This window comes from Bacillus sp. FSL L8-0199, from assembly GCF_038005705.1.
Lineage (GTDB): Bacteria > Bacillota > Bacilli > Bacillales > Bacillaceae_G > Bacillus_A > Bacillus_A cereus.
Genome location: NZ_JBBOTS010000002.1, coordinates 396,244 through 413,906 on the forward strand (window position 1 = coordinate 396,244; position 17,663 = coordinate 413,906).

Below are 17,663 nucleotides of genomic sequence, written 5' to 3' on the forward strand. Positions count from 1 at the left end.
TTAAAGAAAAAGTAATTGACAACAAAAATAATTTTATGATATTATAAAATATTTGATAAAAAAACACATATATGTTAAAGTTAAGAAGGTTACCATATATGGAGGTGGATTATATGTTTCAAATTGGCGATAACATTGTTTATCCAATGCACGGAGCAGGTATAATTGAAGCCATAGAAGAAAAAGAATTCTCAGGAAAAAAACAACAGTATTTTGTCATAAAAATGTCGATCAGTAATATGCAAGTCATGATTCCTACGGGTAAAATATTGAATTCGAATATACGCCCAGTTATTGATATACTTGCATTAAAGCACATTATACACATTTTTCAGCATGAAGAATCCTGTAAATTACTGCCGTGGAAACAAAGGCATAAGGTGAACACGGACAAAATAAAAACGGGTGAAATACAAGAAGGTGCTGAAGTTGTACGGGATTTAATGCGTATGAAGAAAGAAAAAGCACTCAATACAAGCGAAAAAAAATTGTTGGATGATGCATATAGATTTTTGGTCAGTGAACTAGAATTAATTAAAGGAATCACTGAAAATCAAATAAAAAGTTTCTGTTAAGGTTCATTATAAATACTGCGTTATATCCTCTAAAAACATTCTAAATCTTTCGGGAATATGATGAGTATTAAAAGCAACTCATTTCAAAGACATTCAATTTCTTCAACTCACTTTTAGAGTAGGAACCTCTTTTGTTATTACTTCAATCTAATCCATTTTTATTTTTAAATTTCTTTTACGAACGTTCGAAGTTTCATTAAATAACTCGATCAAATAGTCACTTGAATTTTTGCAATCCTGATTCACACTGGCACGGACAAGGAGCCGTAAGGATGAAAGAGAGGTAGGGCTTTCATTGTTTTAGGTATATATATCTAAGTCATTATTTCTAAAAGAAAAAACAATCAATCTCATCTCTATCTTTAAGAATTTTTACATTCACTGAGACAGTGAATAGTAATTGCTTATCTTCTTTTCATAAGAGAGATACGCGAGTTGGTAACATCTAAATATATGGTCAACGATACAAATTGATGGGATTTCTAGAACTAGAAACCATTTTTACAATTTATTTAACATAATAAGATTAAATGAAACAATAAGAAGGGGTGAAGATATGAAACGCATGCCAACGCAAGAATTAAGTAACGAGTTAAAGAAGCGGAAAGGGATTACTTCTATTAAGATTGAGCCTTATGAAAAAATTGAAGTTGGTGGAATTGTTGTAGATGGACCGGCTGTTATTTTAATCAATCAAGAATACCTGAAAATTGTTGAATGAAGAAAAGGATGATCCTTTACGAAAAGGGATGATCCTTTTTGTTTGCTGCAACTTTTATTTGATGTGTTGGGATTAAAAGGAAGGAGAGGGTCGGAATTATCATAATGGAAAGCTTAATATTGGTAGGGTTTCTTTTTACGTTATATAAATTAGTTGATAAAAAAACAAACTAATTTACATAACGTTATATTATTTCCTTTTTAAGGGTGAGATTTATTTGATAGTGAAATGGGTAATTTAAAGGAGGAATTTAGATGAATGCAAGGAAAGAACGCATAAAATACGAAAAGATGTCAAAGAATTATGACCGTATTTATTCAGTTTCGTTTATCCTATTAATTATACTTGTTTGTAGTAGTGTGATTATCATAGGAGCTACAGGAGGAAAATATGGAGTGTTTTTATTGTTAGCAATTTTACTTAACGCACGTATTACGAAAGAATCTCAAAAAAAGTATGAGCACTATTCTAATAAAGGCCGTATTTAAAATGATACATATCCAGAAACGAACAACCTAGATGTATATTCAAAATATCCCTTTATCATCTCCTATTAACTAGTAAAAGTAACTTTATATAAATTATTTTTTAGCAACGTAGAAATAGAAACCGTACTCTATTAAAATGGTATTTTCGTTCCTATAATGAATTATCCTTCTAGCATATTTATAAGATTTATATCATATATTAGTAGAAAGAATGCAAGTTAGAAAGGAGTCTTATAGAATGAGTTATTCGAAAGGAAATGACTTGAGTGAACAACATATGGTAAGTGTGCCTAATCCCTATGTATATCAGACATTACAATCAGTAATTGGTAAACATGTGGTTATTGAAACTGTAAGAGGCAATATAAGAGGTAAATTAAAGGATGTGAAACCAGATCATTTGCTCATTGAAGATACGGCGCCATATATTGTACGCATTCAACAAATTGTATGGATTATGCCAAAGCAATAATCAAATTTATAAAAAATTAATGTCATAGTCCACCAAGTAAAAACACAGGGTTTTATCTCTGTGTTTCTTCAAATTTCCGTTTTTGAATATATGCTTGAGCATGAATAAGTTCTTCCTGAAGCTCTTTTAATTCTTTTGTAGATTCGGATTCAATAGCCATGTAAGTAGTAACTAAACTAATCATCATATCCATCTTCTCTACTATATTTTGAATGACTTGTTCAGATTGCTCTTTTTGAGGGTGTTGTATTGCTATTAATACATTTTCTATATAATTGTTCTTTCTTTGCTGGATATCATAAATAAACTGTTTTGTGTTTGAGTTCATTTGTTTTCCCTCCGTTTTGGATATATCTTCATTCTATCATATTTGAATAGAAAATATTGAATGGGCCGTTCTTACTTGCAATATTCATCGGTTAAAGGGGTACAACCGAGATACGTGTAAAAATAGGCCATAGCCTTACTTTTTTCCAACTATGACCTATTGAGCTTATAGGGGGAGCACCACATCGCTATCAAGCTAAGCCCTTACAACGTCAAGTATAGTAGAACTTGTTTCTTTTTTCTAAAAGCTAGGTGTAGAGAATTTAAAGAGTTGCATGCGAAATAAACCCTATCGGGTTTCATTTTTTGAATTAGGCCGCTTGATCATCAGACATGGTACAATTGTAAACGACACCTAATATATCAAAGACGGTTTTTTTCTCATATCTATGGGATTTTCGCCCGTTCTGCTGTAGGAGGTTGAACAGGCGAATGAGAATCTTTGATAGTTCTTGGGTGTCTTTCTGTGTAGCTTGATAAATAAGAAGAAAATAATCTTTAATCATATATATGGCTTTATATTCACTCAGTTCTCGTTTCTTTTTCATAAGAAGTAAGTGTCGCATTTGAAACATAGTAGACGAACAGAGTAGAATGGCAATCAGTTGCCCATACAAATGACATTCCAATCTTTCTCGTTTTATCTTTTTACAATGCTGAATATGAAAGAATGATTTCCATGTTTTAAATAAAATCTCGATTTGCCAACGTAAAGAGTACCAATCATGTACTTGTCCCATCGGGACAATATCTGTAGAGGTATTGGTCATGTATACATTGATACCGCTAAGTCTTTTACTACGAGCAGAGTACTTCATTCCTTTCTTTTTTTCTCTTACAGTTTGATCTTGTAATCGTTTTTGTTGTTGTTCTTTTGTTAGCCGATGAACGATCACACGAGTTGGGATTTTATCAGTCATTCCTACATAAGCATCGGATATTTCATAGGTTTTTCCTGGTTGGAGAGAGTTCATTAATACCTCCATATCTATCTGTATATACTCTGTACCTTTCTTGATGCTTCCATCCTGAAAATAATCAGGTGTGAGATTTTTTTGATAAATACGTGTATTGGATTTAATACGAGAGATATAGTAAGCCTTTTTATCTTGTATATGTTGAAGATCTTTTAAATGAAAATACCCTAAATCACGGATACATAAATCATTTGGTGCTACAGTTGGAACACACAGAGAACCGTAGGTTCGATCATGTTGTTTCCCTGGACCTGTATGGATATGCAGGAATTGTCCGCTTAATAGGTCATATTCAAGTTGAATTTTCATCCCAGCAGTATGGCTACATCCTCCAGCCCCAGGATAAATGGTTGAAAATATATCTGGAAGCTGAAATGCAGTGGAATCTAAAATGCGAATACGCTTGAAAACAGAGGTGTATGGAGAAGAAAGTGGCATAGATGAAGTTAATTTTTTATTTAGAAGGTTAGTCAATATATGTTGTAAAAACTGAACGGCTGATGTATTAAACCGTTGATTCAGTCCTTCTGGACTGATAAGTACTTCTGTGGATGCTTCTAAACAGCTAGATAACTGAGCTAAAGAGGTTGTAGCGATATTTTGACTCATCCATATACATAAAGCGACTAAATCTTTTGCTTGGTATTTACTAGTTCGTTGTACAAAACCAACATCTCTAGCAAGATCCCGTAAGGTATTTGGAGATAAAAAACTTTGAATCTCTTGAGCAAATAGTTGTAATTCATCAGACACAGAAACAGACATAAAAAACGCCATCCTTTCCTATAATTCTACAGAAAGGATAACGCCTTTTTTGCTTTATGGATAGTGCAAAACCTTAGTTTTATATCGATGTAACGGTACCAAATAGCCGTTTAATAATTATTTATATCACCTTTATATATCTATATAATCAAACGTTATTAATTATTTTTAATTGCTCTAAAAGATAATCACAGACATTCACAAAAATACATTGTTTTTTTAAACTTAATAATAAGTATTTCAATTCAAATTCTTGATAAAAAATCTTAGTGATATATAGTTTAAACTCATCTAAATTAGGCTTTTCTGGGCTGTATAGCATATCTAAAGGAAGTTTAAATTTAGAAAATAAATGATCGTTTTGGGCAAAAATCGAAACTTCTTCTCTAGTTAATCGATCATGAAATGCAATTAAAATTTTTCTTAAGGCATTTACTTGTTCTTCTTCAAATTCATGATCTATAACAAATCTATAAAATGGGAATTCATCTGACTGAATCATACTTTGCATAAGTCTAAATTGATATCTTAATAAAGTCACTTCTTTGATTAAATCCATATTTCCCCTCCTTTATTTCCCTAAATTAACCAGTTTATCATAACAATTTATAACTCGAAATACAAATACTTATGATATATCACCCATACAATTTTTATTAACATAACCTATCATTATCAATAGTTAACGATGCATAAAATTTTCGTTATGGGGGTAATTAAAACTATTAGCTTGATGGGGATGGGGGAGCACCACACATCCATCAACTTAAGGTATATTTTTATACAAAATGTGTTCTTTCCATATAGTTTTTTATTATCTTTTCTGGATTTTATAAAAGTTGGCATATCAAATAAACCCTGACGGGCTTCAATTTTTTTACTATGCTACCTGATGAGTAGAAGTGGTATACTCATATACAACACCCAAAATATCAAAGACTGTCTTTTTCTCATATCGATGAGATTTTCGTCCGTTGTGCTGTAGGAGGTTAAACAGACGAAGGAGAACCTTTGATAATTCTTGGGTGTTTTTGTGTAATGCTTGGTAAAAAAGTAAAAAATAATCCTTAATTATGTACATCGCTTTATATTCACTTAGCTCTTTCTGTTTCTTACGTAACAGGAGTTCTCGCATTTTAAACATAGTAGAAGAACATAATAGAATACTAATGAGTTGCCCATACAGGTGACATTCTAAGCGTTCTTGTTTAATAGATTTACAACGATGAATTTGAAACCAAGATTTCCATATTTTAAATAACAGTTCAATTTGCCAACGCAGTGAATATAGATCATAAATTTTCTCTTTTGGTACCCATTCCGTAGGAATGTTTGTCATATATACCGTAATGCCTTGTAAAAGTTTTGTACGCTCTGTATATGTAATTCCTTTTTTCTTTTCGCGAATAGCTCGATCACGTAGGCGTTTCTGTTTTTGCTCCTCGGTACATCTATAAACTACAATGCGAGTAGGCAGTTTGTCTTTACTCCCCACATATACATCATGTAATTCATACACTTGGCCAGGTTGTAATTGTTTCATGATGTCTTCCAAATGAATTTGTATATATACCGGTCTCAATTGAGCGGGTTTTGTTTTAAATACGACTGTTTCGAATTCTTTTCTATATATTTTAGTTGGTAACTTAAGACGTGATAAATAATATCCTTGCTTATCTTGAATAGACTTAAAATCTTGTAGACGAAAATATCCTAAGTCACGAATATATAGTTCATTCTTTTGTGCCATGCCTGTTCGAGTCGCACTATATGCCTGATCACTTCGTTTTCCTGGTTCAATTTCCACATCAGAAAATTTTCCACTCAACAAGTCATACTCTAGTTGAATTTTCACACCAGCTGTATGACTACATCCTCCGGCACCAGGATAAGTAGTTGCGAATCGATTTGGAACTTGGAAGGTTGTAGAATCAAGGACGAGAATCCGTTCAAAATAAGAAGAAAGAGAATGAGAAATCTTAGATACTCCTCCAATTTTAGCTTGTAGAAGTGTAGTAAATACAGTGCGAAAGAAGGCTACTGAAGCCGAATTAAATCGTCGATTCAGTCCCTCCGGACTTAATAAAATTCCTGTTGAAGTTTCTAATTGACTACAAAGTTGAGTAAGAGAGGTAGTAGCGATTTGTTGATTTAACCATACACACAAAGATAAGAAATGGTGCCCGTGGCACTTGCGTTTTCGTTTCATCCCGCCTGCTTCTATAGCTAATTGATTAAGTGTAGCGGGAGACATATATCGATATAACTCTTCGGCAAATAAAGACAGCTCTTGTTTTTGATGCATATTCATAAAAAGCACGTCACCCTTTCTCATTAACATAAGAGAATAGTAACGTGCTTTTATGTTTAAGAATAGTCTAAATCCTTAAGTTGATGGATGTGGGGGAGCACCACATCACCATCAAGCTAAAGTTTTGAAGTACCCTCTAAATGAAATTTTTCTTTCTCTACATAACGTGACCTAATTGATACTACGAAATACAAAAACATCCTGCATGTTTGAACCATGCAGGATGTTTTCTAGTCTTTGTTTTTCATAATGTAAGAAACCAGACGAAGGATCTCTAGATATAACCATACTAATGTCATCATAAGTCCTACTGCGCTGTACCATTCCATATACTTTGGTGCTCCACTATGAGTACCATGTTCAATTGAATCAAAATCTAGTAATAAATCTAATGCAGCAACAACAATTACAATTGCACTTATGATAATACTAATTGTCCCACCTTGATGAATATATGGAACAGTCACCCCTAAGATGCTCAATAAGAAAACAATAAAATACATAATAAAAATTCCAAGTGTTGCAACCGTTACAACCGCACGAAACTTTTTAGTTACTTTTACTATTCGAGTTGCGTATAACACTAACATGGAAAATAAAATCGAAATTGTTAGTAATACGGCAGTTAAAGCGATAGAATCACCAAAGCGCATTGTATAATATGCTGAAATACTTCCTAATAAAACCCCTTGTAATATTACGTAAATCGGTGCGCAAATTGGGGATATGCACGGAATGAATATAACCACAAAAGCGACAATTAGAGTAACTATTATAATTCCAATTAACACGGGTATTTTCATTGTCCCTTGTGTCATCTGTACGTAGGAATAGACAGACGCTCCAAGAAGTAAGATAAGCAAAATGAATGTTTTTCCTATCGTTCCACCTATTGTCATCGTAGAAGCACTTGTCTTCTCTTCATGGAATTTGTCTTTTTTTAACATTGGATTAGATGTTCTCATGCTTTCCTCCCAAAATATCTTTTACTTATAAAGTGATTTTTTATATCTCTAATTTCTTATTGATAATGCGACCTGTAATCGCTACGAGTACAATTATTAACAAGCAAGTAAAACATAGACCCAAAATAGTGAAATCTTCAATAGGGTAAAATGATGTATCAAAAAAATCATTCTTATCCATGAACCCAGAACTTTTAATAGTAACTGCATATTTCTCTAATTTACTTAACACATTCATTACTATTGTTTGTATTGTTGAAAAGATAGCAACGAAAATGATGAATAAAATTATTTTACTCATCCATGACTTCACTGGAAACAGCCTTATAATGGCTATGATAAAATAACAAGAAATAAGGATACTCATGAAATCGATTCCCCATAAAAGAAAAGCAAATATGTGGTGGAAGATTCCGTAACTATACAACTTGTGATATTCTTGTCGAAATTCTCCGGTTACTTCCCCACCATAAAGACTCGGATTATAATCAATTACTTTTCCATCATAAAGACTTTGTGAAAAATAATATGAAAAAATTAAGCCTATACCTAATAAAATAATAAACATTAATGTAAAAAATAATAAATTCGTATATATATATTTTCGGGTTGGGAAGGCTGTATAACGAATCATAGAATTTTTTAATATTTTATTGAAAGAAGGCAGCGCTATTAGAAGAAGTAAAAATGCAGCTATACCAATTATTATTAGGTATATGAGTAATACTAAATCCTTTATAAACGGAGGTAGTACCCTTGAGAGTCCTATCGTACTAAATAAAAGGAGTAAAGAAATGATAATAAAACCAGAATAAAAGACTGCTATTTTTTTCTATTGCACTTATATAAATAGAGAAAAAGTGGGTTCATTGCTCAAATACCTCCCTAAATAACTCATGTACTGCTTTCCCGTGATGAAAACGAATTTCCTCTACGTTTTCATGTAATATAATAGTTCCGTCTTTTAAAAAGATTACTTCATCAAATATATTTTCGATTTCTTCTATTAAATGAGTTGAAATGAGAATGGTACAATCTTCTCGGTAAAATTTAAGAATTAAATCTAGTACATGTTTTCTAGAAACAAGATCAATTCCACCCAATGGCTCATCTAATATATATAACTTTGCCTTCCTGGAGAAAGTTAAGATAAGTTGTAATTTTTCCACTTCACCTTTTGATAAAGCAACTATATGCTCTTCTAATGGCATTTTAAACTCAGCTATTAAGTCCATTGTTTGATGAAAATCAAAATCACTATAAAAATCCCGATAGAAAACTACAGCATCTTTTATCGTCATCCACTCGTCAAAAACAGGACTATCAGGCATAAATGAAACAGTTTTCTTTGTTTCTATTCCTACCTTCTGACCTTCAATTGTGACAGTTCCTTTAGAAGGATAACGCAAACCAGCAATCATTTTTAATAATGTCGTTTTTCCGCTACCATTATCACCAACAAGACCAATAATTTTCCCTTCAGAAATTGTTACACTTAAACCTTGAAGCACTGTTTTTAAGTTATATCTTTTCCACAGATTTTCAACTTTTAATAACTCTGTCATTCGTTTTCCTTCCTTTTCTTTTCTAATGAAGAATGGAGGATTGGAAGAATTTCTTCTTTCGTAAATCCTAAATTGTCCATTCCATTTATAAAATTATCAAGCAACTCTGTTGCCATTTCTTTGCGTAGTTCAGTAATCTTTTCTCCTTCACTCGTTACAAATCTCCCTGTTCCTCTTCGTGTCACAGCAATACCTTCTCGTTCTAGCTCTTGAAATGTGCGTTGAATCGTATTGGGATTCACTTGTAATTCACTGGCTAGTTCACGTACAGCTGGGATTTTATCACCCGGTGCTAAACGACCTGTTACAATTTCCTTTTTTATGTATTCCATTACCTGAATATAAATCGGGATATTAGGAGAAAAATCAATTCCCATTTATTCCCTCCTCAGTATTAGTGTACTAGATGAATAATACACTAATACTGATTGTGTGTAAATGGTAATTTTTCCAAACTATATATAATAAATAAAGGATGATATCTGAAAGAAATACGGCCAAAAACCAGTTCTTAAACTCATTACTAAAAACAAAATCCCATAACAAACATTAAATGTCGTTTATGGAAATTTGTTAACGTACGGTAAAACCCAGGTTTTTAACTTAGAAATTCCTTAGCATACGAAGTTCGCGTTTAGTTGGCGCGACCTCATTATTAACTCGTCTATTAATTTAAATGTAGCTCTGTTAATCTCGAAATACACTTTCAACTTACCAACTCTGAATTTTATTTTCATCTGCCTCACTCTCTTTTTTGATTTGATAAATCATTTTAGTTAATCGGACACGTAAATATAATTCTTAAGCTGTTCGACTGTTTTTTATGTAAAAGTAGCAATTGTTCATAACAACCAAAATAACAGTGTTTTGAATGTATCCTTTTTGGATATTTATTCGAAATATGAAGAAATGTTATAAACACAGTGATTGAAAGAAAGTAAACTTTTGGGTAAAAGTTTACTTTCTTTTTATTGTATTATTATTGGCTAAGTAGTTTAGAGTTTCTTGTCCTATGTTCAAAAAGTTTAGACTTTCATGTCCCGTTATTGAGACATGAAAATGGATACTTTTTAGACACGAAAGTAGATACTTTTTAGACACGAAAGTAGATACTTCTTGAATATCTTTCGTTACTAATATAAATTCCAAATGAATTTTCACTTCACATTTAATAAGGTTTTGCTGAAATGCAAAAAAAAGAGAGCAAAACTCTCTTTTCATTTAATCAATATTATTTTTAAAAATTCAAATAATAAAAAATAGCCAGTTAAAAGAGCGTGTTGTTATATATTTAGCTAAACACACTCTTACCAATATTTAAACCCTATATTAATTTCTTATTCCATTCATTTAACTTATTCATCCTTTTTTTTATTCGGTTATAAGCTTCAAATTCATAACCTTTTTCATTTAATCTTTTTATAATCTGTGAGCTGCTACCATCCTGCACTTGCATTCATACCAGATCCCATAAAATTAATAAATAATGGCCATAATAACGGCCATAACGTAAGAAGTATATTTAGAATTATAAGTATACTATATACCCCAGGGAAATTATGATTTTTACTATTTACCAATACTAAAATCGATAATAATATTATGGGTATTAAATATAAAAATATCATTATAAACCAATACCATGTCATTAAAGTAAGACTCAATGGTCCTAATATCTCGTGTACAACTCCGAATGATATTCCTAATGCTCCAAAACTAAAGGTTGTAATTATTGTTTTTAGAAGCACTTTAGCCAATTTTGAATCGTACGTTTTTCTACTATATAGACCTATCACAATATACAACGATAGATATGCCATTAATACACCTATCCAAATCAATAGCCAGTCTGCATCTAACATAAAGATGTCAAACAGCGCCCAACACACCCCTACTATTGAAAAAACAAGGGAAATAATTATATATTTTAAAACTGGTTTCATGTTCATTTCACGTCCTTTAAAAACTCAAGAATACATTATTAGCTTGTATTCTTCTTTTTCTATCGCTTTACTATAGTCTGTTGTATATTCAATAACAGTAATCCCTTTACTTCTAAGTAGATTTTTTTCCACGGTTTCGCATCAGTTGACAGTTTGAAAATTAATATTAATTTATTTTAATTAAATATATTAACATTACATTAAGTATAAGTAAATAAAATTAATTCAAATTTAATATACTCCACTTATTTAATGGAGATTATTTATATGAACAATATTAATGTTGTTCAAAAAATTATGGCATTTCGAAAAGGTGCAGGATTAACTAGTAAACATTTAGCTGAAATAGCTGATACAACGCCTTCCATGTTAAGTAAGATTGAGCAATGGATCACGAATCCACCCTTACAAACACTAAAGTTAATTTCTGTAGCATTAAATATTCTTTTATTAAATTTTTTCTTGGAAGATACCAATACAGAAGAATTAGTTGTAAGAGCTAACCAAAGATAAAAATAACTTTCCCTGAAAGCGGTAATGTTTCGTATGAGTTATTATCTCCTAATTTAGATGGATCACTGGAATTGGCTTTAATCAATCAGCTACCTCAAACCGCTTCATCTATGGAGCCTGTGGCACATAAAGGTGAAGAAATAGCATTTATTATAAAAGGGCACGTAAAACTATATCTAAATGATGAGGTTTTACTTGAGATCCAGGTGATAGCGGTAAAATACATCACCATTTGCTAGTATTCTTCCATTACTTCTTTTTGAATTATACTCCCTCCTGTTCTCCATACAATATACCTACCTAGATTCAATTTATGTTTTAAATTGTTATTTTTTATCCACCTCAATCAAGCTAGCAAAACTAAATATCATTTTACTTTTTTATTATATAGACTATACTAATTTCTCTTCCCACTTATAGGTTTCGTTTAAGCTAAAAAATATAGCCTCAAGAACGGGATCCTGAGACTCTATTTTTATTTTAGAAAGGACAGCATAACTTTCTCTGTTTCTTCTTTACTTAAATCACCTGCAAGAATTATGACTTGAAAAGCGCTATTCTTTCCTTTTGCAGGAACAATCATTTGCATTACTTTATAGGTTTCCTCTGTATCAAGACTTTCAACTAAGGTTATTTTTGTACCTTCTAATTCATAATTTGTTACCTTTTCATTATAATCCGCTTTTTTATTCGAGAATTCTATTCCCTCAGCAGTAACTGCAGATTGGTGCACAATATATACATTATCTTTACTTTCATTTTGATATTCATAAATAAAATCGGGATTCATTTTTCCAGTAGTCATCGGTGTTTGAACACCTTCTCCAGTTAATTTAAACCCTTTTACCACATAACTTGGGGTGTTAATTGGAAAATCAACATATTTCTGTGCTTCCTTTTTAGTTAATCTAAAATGCGAATGAATTTTCTCTCTAAATGGTCCAATTTCTTCACTGTTTTTCTCATATTTTTTTTCCTCTTCTGGGTCTAACTTTTCAGGACTTCCTACTTGCCTTACTTTTTTATCTAAAATATGTGCTTCTGTTTCCAATGTAATGAATCGATCAAATTCTTCTTTCGTAAACAGATTCCTCGCCACTCCAATCTCTGTAAGTAAAGTATTATAGTCTCCTTCGGAAACAAAAAATTCTGCTTCTGCCTGTTTTTTTGTACCAATCATTTTTTCTACAATTTGTTGTATAGGAATATCGGTTTGCGTTTTTGATTCTTTCATATTATTTTTCACTTCTATTTGTTGTTTCTCAGAATTAGTCGGCATATCAGCCCGGGCATTTAATAAGGATACAGATGATACAGCAATAACTGCTACAGCTCCTAGTGCAGACCAACGATACGATTTTTTTTGGAATTTTTTAATCATTAAAATTCTCCTTTTTAACATCCTTTTGTTTTTACTGAAATTTGCCATACTCGGTACTTTATAGTAACTTGAGTAATGTTCCAAAAGACTAATAATAGTATGTCCATACGCAATTTGTTCCGCTGAATCTATATATGTAAGGGCTAATGCATCGCATGCTAGTTCTTGATCTTCTCGCATACATGAGTAGGCATACCATAGAATGGGATTAAACCAATTTAAAATTAGTAAGCCATGCATAAGCCAATTTACACCAACATCTCTTCGCTTGATGTGAGCTAATTCATGATGAAAAATATATCGTAACTGTTGTTCATCTAATATTTTCATATGTACAGTTGATAATAACAACTTTGGCTTAATAAACCCCAACACTGTCGGACTGGAAACCTTTCCAGATACAAGCAATGGGATATTCCTTTGAACAGACATAGATTGCTTACACTTTTCAAAAATTTGAACAATCTTCTCATCTGTAATAACAGGCTGTTTTTTTATGTAAAGTAATAAACGCCTGTTCATTACAAAAGTAGCAACACTTAGAAGGATAACGCCAGTAAGCCAAATGTATATAAAGATTGTATAAAATAAAATCGTCTCATCATCTTCATTACTGTGTGTTTGTGTCTTGTTTACCTGACCAATTTTTGTTGAACTTGTGGTATAAGTATCTTCTTTTGTGAGTAACTTTTTATTGTCTATATCTTTTAATTCTTGCATACGTTCTTTTGTAAGAAAGCTAGCTACAGGGTTTTGGCTAGAAATGAATGCATCATCACTCTTGTAAGTAAGAACAGAATAGATACTATAGGAACTATCTGGCGACCAAGGTAATACAAGTCTTATAATTAATATGATCCATAGCATATATTGCCAGCGTGGAGTTAATTTATTTCTAAACAAGACCTTGATACACAAGATTAGGCCCACTAATATACTAGCCATAACCGAGGTCTCAATCACCCAATCAAAAAATGCAGGTAGATAAATATCAACAAATTTTTCCACAACTATAATCTATCCTTCCTCTGATTTTCCTCAGTTTTCTCATCTAGAATACGTTTAAGTTCGTTAATATCTTCTGAAGACAGTTTTTCTTCTTTTAAAAAATTCACAAGTAAAGGTTTAAATGCTGCACCATAGAAACGTTTAAGTAAAGATTTTGTTTCTACTTGTAAATAACTATCTTGCGAAACCAAAGGATAATAAGAGTACAAACGCCCTTTATCTTGGTGATAAGCAACTGCTTCTTTGTGAACTAATCGATTAATCAACGTTCGAATCGTTTTGGGTTTCCAATCCATTTTCACCTCCAACACTTCAATTACTTCATTTGCCGTTTGTGGAGATTTTGACCACAATTCTTTCATTACTTCTAATTCAGCTTCCGAAATTTTAGGTAATTCTTTCATTAGTTTAAATTACACCCTCCTCGGATTACACTTGTAATCTGTAACTGAATATTACACTTGTAATCTTTCGTTGTCAATCTTATTTTTATATTTATAGAATCCTTTCCTATGTCCATCAACATAAAAAATTTAATTAGTAGTGGATATTTTTATAAAATATCCACTTTGTTATCTTTTTTTAAATGGGATATTAAAAATAAATGATGTTTCGTTTGAGACGTCCTATTCTCGATCATATAATTTAATACGTCTAGTTTATACTGCGCAGAATACGTTGTATAAACTTTTTCAAATGCTTGGATTTCATAATATTTAAATTGTTTTATCTACATACGAACCACTTCATGATTCACTCCCCATAATTTAACGATATCTTTTATATTTTCACGTCCATTTTATTAACGTATGACTACATTCAATTTGTCTTCTGAAGTAAATTTAGTCAAAAAAAATGCACTCCCAATTGTTAGACTGTATCTAACAATTGGGAGTGCATTTCAAAAATTATAACTTTTCATTATAACATTTAAATTATTTTTAGTTACTTAATGTGGATTCATACTTTTTCTAATTTATTATTAAAGAAATAAGACCGTAAATTTTTTTGTAAACAGTTTAAATAACTTTAAAACGGTACAACTTTTTAATAAACAGTACGACTTTATATCTAAATTAATGCTATATTTAAAGGATCCTGCATTAATAGTGGTATGTATTTCTTTTACTGGCACATCTTCTTTCGCATCTCTTTTCTGTTACCTATTTGATTTTTTCATGCTCACTTTTTATGGCTTTTCAGCTATGTCGGCTGAATGATTAGATTCATTTGTGGCACACGAAAAACGCGTTTTAATAACAATCAGAAAATCATAGAAATTTGGGTGTCAAAGTTATTATATTGAAGTCTATTTATAAGATAGCTTAACGCCCTAAACATTCCAAATTTGTTATATATAGTGGCGTTTTATATAATCTTAATCTCATTATATAATCCTAATATGTTTTTCAAACGGAATAAATTATAAACTATAACTAATTCTAATTATGGTATAATATTGCTAGTAACTGAAGGCGTGTGGTGGGAGGTTGCAACCTTTCTTTCTCTTAATTTAGAGGGAAAGGAGGTGTAACCGATATGGAATTTTTACAACAATTATTACAGGACGCTACGAAACTATTCGTAACAGTGTTCATAACAACTTTTGCAACTGCTTGTGCTAACAAGTTAGTAGCAAAACGTAATAATAAAAGTAAAAGAACCACCCAGACGTCTGCCAAACGTAAGAAAGGTGGTTCGAAGAAAAAATAATTAAACTTTGCAATCTACCACCTAACGGCAGCAGTTACAAGTTAGACGGGATGTTACCAGCATCTCGTCTTTTATTATTATGCACATAGTTAGTAAGTTAAAACCTTTAATAAAAGGTTTATCTCTACACTCTCATTATACATTTTATCTCATTGGAAAACAATATCATCTTGTTTGGTATTTTTTATAATGAACTATAGATTGATACTGCTTAAGACTTTCTTATTTTGGTGAGCTTTTTTCAATCACTTCTTTCTTTTTATACATGTCTTTTAATACCGCTTCATTTATTTTCAAATTCGATTTATCAACTAACTTCTTCTATATATAGGATTGTCCTTTTTATCTTTGCATTCCTTTTATGATAATTTGAGATGCATTGAGTTGGTGACTTGCACTACCTCAACAAAATTATTTAATTGAAGCTAATCCGAATACATCAAATGTAAATTTTTAATAATTTCGTTCTACAAATAGGAATTTCAATCGTTTCTGTAGTCACAAGGTAACAAGTGCACAATGTCACCAGTATGGCTTGGAGGATCTCTAGTCCTTCTATCTCTAAGTTTGGCTATCTTGTCGCTCAATAGACATATGAATAGAATTTTATGGTAAAATAGTAAATGTTTTTAAACAAGGGGATGGAGGGGTTTTAAGTGAAACTTAGAAAGATTTTTATGATTTGTTTTTTGTTTATATTCACATTAACTATTGTGACTGGTTGTAGTTCTTCACAAAGTTCTACAACTGTAAAAAACGGAAAGGCATCTTCGTCTTCAAAAAATGTGGAAGTTGAAGTTGAAAATGCTGAGTACGTATTACCATTAAGTGGGGCCATGGGAGGAATAAATAAAGATACAGTATTGAAATTCAAAGTGAGTTTGAAAAATAAAGGGGATGAAATGTTAGAGATATCACCTTATCTCTTTACACTATATCAAGGTGATGAAAAAATGAAGAAATATGATAAGGCTGATTCAGATAAATTACGTTTAATAGAATTAGAACCTGGTAAAAAAACATCGGGGATTCTCTACTATGAAGTGAATAAGGCCTCATCATATGAGCTCGTTTATTCCAATGAAGAAACAAAAAAAAGAGACGATGAAACAGAAAAAGTTTCTTTCAAAATTGATACGCAAGAAATAGAAAAGAATACAAAAGACTTAAACAAGCCAGCTGAAGCTCTAAAATCCTATATAAATGCTATTTATTATGATAAGGATATAAACAAAATTAATAAATTATCCGGTGAAGATGGAAAACAATTTACTCAAAATATACAACAAGAATTTAAAAAAGATGCACTGTCCAGTACGCATAATGGAATTAGTGACCAGGAATTTGAAAACTATTATAAAAAGTTGAAATCTGTATTGCAGGAAAAAGTTACATTTAAAGTAAAATCAGTAGGTTCTTCTCCTGAGGAAGATAAAGTTGAAGTGGAATTAAAAGTAAAACCATTATTATTAAGCGAATTGCAACCAAAATTACATAAGGAAAATGAAAGATTGCTAAAAGAAAATCCAGGAATTGAACAGCCTAAATTATTTAGCCAATCGTTTGGTTACTTTATATCTATTTTGCCAGAAGCAAAAGTTTCAGATAAAGAAAAAGTAATAAAGGTTGAGATGGAGCGATATGGAAAAGAACAATGGCGTTTTTCAAAAGATAAAGTAAACGATTCAGAGGACGTAATGGAAATAATGGGAGAATTTTTAAAACAATAAAAAGATATAAGCGAAAACGAAGTTTGCAACAACCAAACTTCGTTTTTTCGATTTATAATGACTTACAACAACTTTTACCTCCAAAACGATAAAAACACAAACTTTCCATTTAGAGAATATTTTAAAATCTTAGCTTGATGGGCATGTGGGCCTGCCAACAAAACGCGAATTTCGTACGCTAAGGAATTATTAGATGTCTTTTTTGATAT

The 17,663-nt window shown here is 31.4% G+C and carries 16 protein-coding genes and 3 pseudogenes; 7 read left to right on the forward strand and 12 right to left on the reverse strand.

Going from position 1 to position 17,663, the window contains the following annotated elements:
- The first annotated feature begins 113 nt into the window (after nucleotides 1-113).
- From NST86_RS29705 to NST86_RS29720, 4 genes are all read left to right on the forward strand, one after another.
- Nucleotides 114-575, forward strand: coding sequence for a CarD family transcriptional regulator (locus tag NST86_RS29705; protein WP_176342981.1), 462 nt, complete (start codon nucleotides 114-116; stop codon nucleotides 573-575).
- Between the two features lie 556 nt (nucleotides 576-1,131).
- A complete protein-coding gene (locus tag NST86_RS29710) occupies nucleotides 1,132-1,296 on the forward strand; it encodes a BC1881 family protein (protein WP_000827566.1) in 165 nt (54 codons plus the stop codon).
- Nucleotides 1,297-1,550: 254 nt separating this feature from the next.
- On the forward strand, nucleotides 1,551-1,784 hold the full coding sequence (locus NST86_RS29715) for a hypothetical protein (protein WP_000993974.1): 234 nt from the start codon (nucleotides 1,551-1,553) through the stop codon (nucleotides 1,782-1,784).
- A gap of 238 nt (nucleotides 1,785-2,022) precedes the next feature.
- Nucleotides 2,023-2,256, forward strand: coding sequence for a YuzF family protein (locus tag NST86_RS29720; RefSeq protein WP_000122390.1), 234 nt, complete (start codon nucleotides 2,023-2,025; stop codon nucleotides 2,254-2,256).
- 52 nt (nucleotides 2,257-2,308) lie between these two features.
- Here the strand turns inward: NST86_RS29720 and NST86_RS29725 are convergent, their stop codons facing one another.
- The 9 genes and pseudogenes from NST86_RS29725 to NST86_RS29765 all read right to left on the reverse strand — a co-directional run bounded on the left by NST86_RS29725 (nucleotide 2,309) and on the right by NST86_RS29765 (nucleotide 11,109).
- On the reverse strand, nucleotides 2,309-2,584 hold the full coding sequence (locus NST86_RS29725) for a hypothetical protein (protein ID WP_001087724.1): 276 nt from the start codon (nucleotides 2,582-2,584) through the stop codon (nucleotides 2,309-2,311).
- A gap of 310 nt (nucleotides 2,585-2,894) precedes the next feature.
- Nucleotides 2,895-4,325, reverse strand: a complete 1,431-nt coding sequence (locus NST86_RS29730; protein WP_086423312.1) for an IS4 family transposase — start codon at nucleotides 4,323-4,325, stop codon at nucleotides 2,895-2,897.
- A gap of 148 nt (nucleotides 4,326-4,473) precedes the next feature.
- Nucleotides 4,474-4,884, reverse strand: coding sequence for a DUF1878 family protein (locus tag NST86_RS29735; RefSeq protein WP_086423311.1), 411 nt, complete (start codon nucleotides 4,882-4,884; stop codon nucleotides 4,474-4,476).
- A 321-nt stretch (nucleotides 4,885-5,205) separates the two neighbouring features.
- Nucleotides 5,206-6,636 carry an IS4 family transposase gene (locus NST86_RS29740; protein WP_086423324.1) on the reverse strand — a complete coding sequence of 477 codons (1,431 nt, stop codon included), beginning with the start codon at nucleotides 6,634-6,636 and terminating at the stop codon, nucleotides 5,206-5,208.
- Between the two features lie 230 nt (nucleotides 6,637-6,866).
- Entirely contained in the window at nucleotides 6,867-7,601 is a 735-nt protein-coding gene (locus tag NST86_RS29745) for a Bax inhibitor-1/YccA family protein (protein ID WP_086423423.1), read from the reverse strand.
- Nucleotides 7,602-7,641: 40 nt separating this feature from the next.
- Nucleotides 7,642-8,471: pseudogene (locus NST86_RS29750) on the reverse strand (ABC transporter permease).
- Entirely contained in the window at nucleotides 8,468-9,166 is a 699-nt protein-coding gene (locus NST86_RS29755) for an ABC transporter ATP-binding protein (protein WP_340935085.1), read from the reverse strand. Before NST86_RS29755 ends, NST86_RS29750 begins: the two are co-directional and overlap by 4 nt.
- Complete coding sequence (locus tag NST86_RS29760; protein ID WP_086423424.1) at nucleotides 9,163-9,543, reverse strand: GntR family transcriptional regulator; 381 nt, start codon at nucleotides 9,541-9,543, stop codon at nucleotides 9,163-9,165. Before NST86_RS29760 ends, NST86_RS29755 begins: the two co-directional genes overlap by 4 nt.
- 1,059 nt (nucleotides 9,544-10,602) lie before the next feature.
- Nucleotides 10,603-11,109: a DUF3902 family protein gene (locus NST86_RS29765; protein WP_061663971.1), complete on the reverse strand. Its 507-nt coding sequence runs from the start codon at nucleotides 11,107-11,109 to the stop codon at nucleotides 10,603-10,605.
- Between the two features lie 267 nt (nucleotides 11,110-11,376).
- Between NST86_RS29765 and NST86_RS29770 the strand changes: the two are divergent.
- Nucleotides 11,377-11,845, forward strand: a pseudogene (locus NST86_RS29770) (helix-turn-helix domain-containing protein); the annotation flags it as partial.
- Between the two features lie 252 nt (nucleotides 11,846-12,097).
- On the opposite strand, the gene NST86_RS29775 reads toward NST86_RS29770, so the two are convergent.
- The 3 genes and pseudogenes from NST86_RS29775 to NST86_RS34950 all read right to left on the reverse strand — a co-directional run.
- Nucleotides 12,098-14,017, reverse strand: a complete 1,920-nt coding sequence (locus NST86_RS29775; protein WP_086423425.1) for a M56 family metallopeptidase — start codon at nucleotides 14,015-14,017, stop codon at nucleotides 12,098-12,100.
- Entirely contained in the window at nucleotides 14,014-14,415 is a 402-nt protein-coding gene (locus NST86_RS29780; protein ID WP_000661419.1) for a BlaI/MecI/CopY family transcriptional regulator, read from the reverse strand. The genes NST86_RS29775 and NST86_RS29780 overlap by 4 nt, the downstream gene beginning before the upstream one ends.
- A 183-nt stretch (nucleotides 14,416-14,598) precedes the next feature.
- A pseudogene (locus NST86_RS34950) lies at nucleotides 14,599-14,741 on the reverse strand (IS3 family transposase); the annotation flags it as partial.
- Nucleotides 14,742-15,550: 809 nt separating this feature from the next.
- Here NST86_RS34950 and NST86_RS29785 point away from each other — a divergent pair.
- Nucleotides 15,551-15,724 carry a hypothetical protein gene (locus NST86_RS29785; RefSeq protein WP_000395068.1) on the forward strand — a complete coding sequence of 58 codons (174 nt, stop codon included), beginning with the start codon at nucleotides 15,551-15,553 and terminating at the stop codon, nucleotides 15,722-15,724.
- A 656-nt stretch (nucleotides 15,725-16,380) separates the two neighbouring features.
- A complete protein-coding gene (locus NST86_RS29790) occupies nucleotides 16,381-17,454 on the forward strand; it encodes a DUF5105 domain-containing protein (protein ID WP_086423426.1) in 1,074 nt (357 codons plus the stop codon).
- Nucleotides 17,455-17,663 lie beyond the last annotated feature (209 nt).

Excerpts from the sequence above, each read along its gene's own strand:
- NST86_RS29730 (WP_086423312.1), bottom strand. The coding sequence starts at position 4,325 with ATGTCTGTTTCTGTGTCTGATGAATTACAACTATTTGCTCAAGAGATT.
- NST86_RS29755 (WP_340935085.1), bottom strand. The coding sequence starts at position 9,166 with ATGACAGAGTTATTAAAAGTTGAAAATCTGTGGAAAAGATATAACTTA.
- NST86_RS29780 (WP_000661419.1), bottom strand. The coding sequence starts at position 14,415 with ATGAAAGAATTACCTAAAATTTCGGAAGCTGAATTAGAAGTAATGAAA.
- NST86_RS29735 (WP_086423311.1), bottom strand. The coding sequence starts at position 4,884 with ATGGATTTAATCAAAGAAGTGACTTTATTAAGATATCAATTTAGACTT.
- NST86_RS29720 (WP_000122390.1), top strand. The coding sequence starts at position 2,023 with ATGAGTTATTCGAAAGGAAATGACTTGAGTGAACAACATATGGTAAGT.
- NST86_RS29710 (WP_000827566.1), top strand. The coding sequence starts at position 1,132 with ATGAAACGCATGCCAACGCAAGAATTAAGTAACGAGTTAAAGAAGCGG.
- NST86_RS29705 (WP_176342981.1), top strand. The coding sequence starts at position 114 with ATGTTTCAAATTGGCGATAACATTGTTTATCCAATGCACGGAGCAGGT.
- NST86_RS29715 (WP_000993974.1), top strand. The coding sequence starts at position 1,551 with ATGAATGCAAGGAAAGAACGCATAAAATACGAAAAGATGTCAAAGAAT.
- NST86_RS29785 (WP_000395068.1), top strand. The coding sequence starts at position 15,551 with ATGGAATTTTTACAACAATTATTACAGGACGCTACGAAACTATTCGTA.
- NST86_RS29745 (WP_086423423.1), bottom strand. The coding sequence starts at position 7,601 with ATGAGAACATCTAATCCAATGTTAAAAAAAGACAAATTCCATGAAGAG.
- NST86_RS29740 (WP_086423324.1), bottom strand. The coding sequence starts at position 6,636 with ATGAATATGCATCAAAAACAAGAGCTGTCTTTATTTGCCGAAGAGTTA.
- NST86_RS29765 (WP_061663971.1), bottom strand. The coding sequence starts at position 11,109 with ATGAAACCAGTTTTAAAATATATAATTATTTCCCTTGTTTTTTCAATA.
- NST86_RS29725 (WP_001087724.1), bottom strand. The coding sequence starts at position 2,584 with ATGAACTCAAACACAAAACAGTTTATTTATGATATCCAGCAAAGAAAG.
- NST86_RS29760 (WP_086423424.1), bottom strand. The coding sequence starts at position 9,543 with ATGGGAATTGATTTTTCTCCTAATATCCCGATTTATATTCAGGTAATG.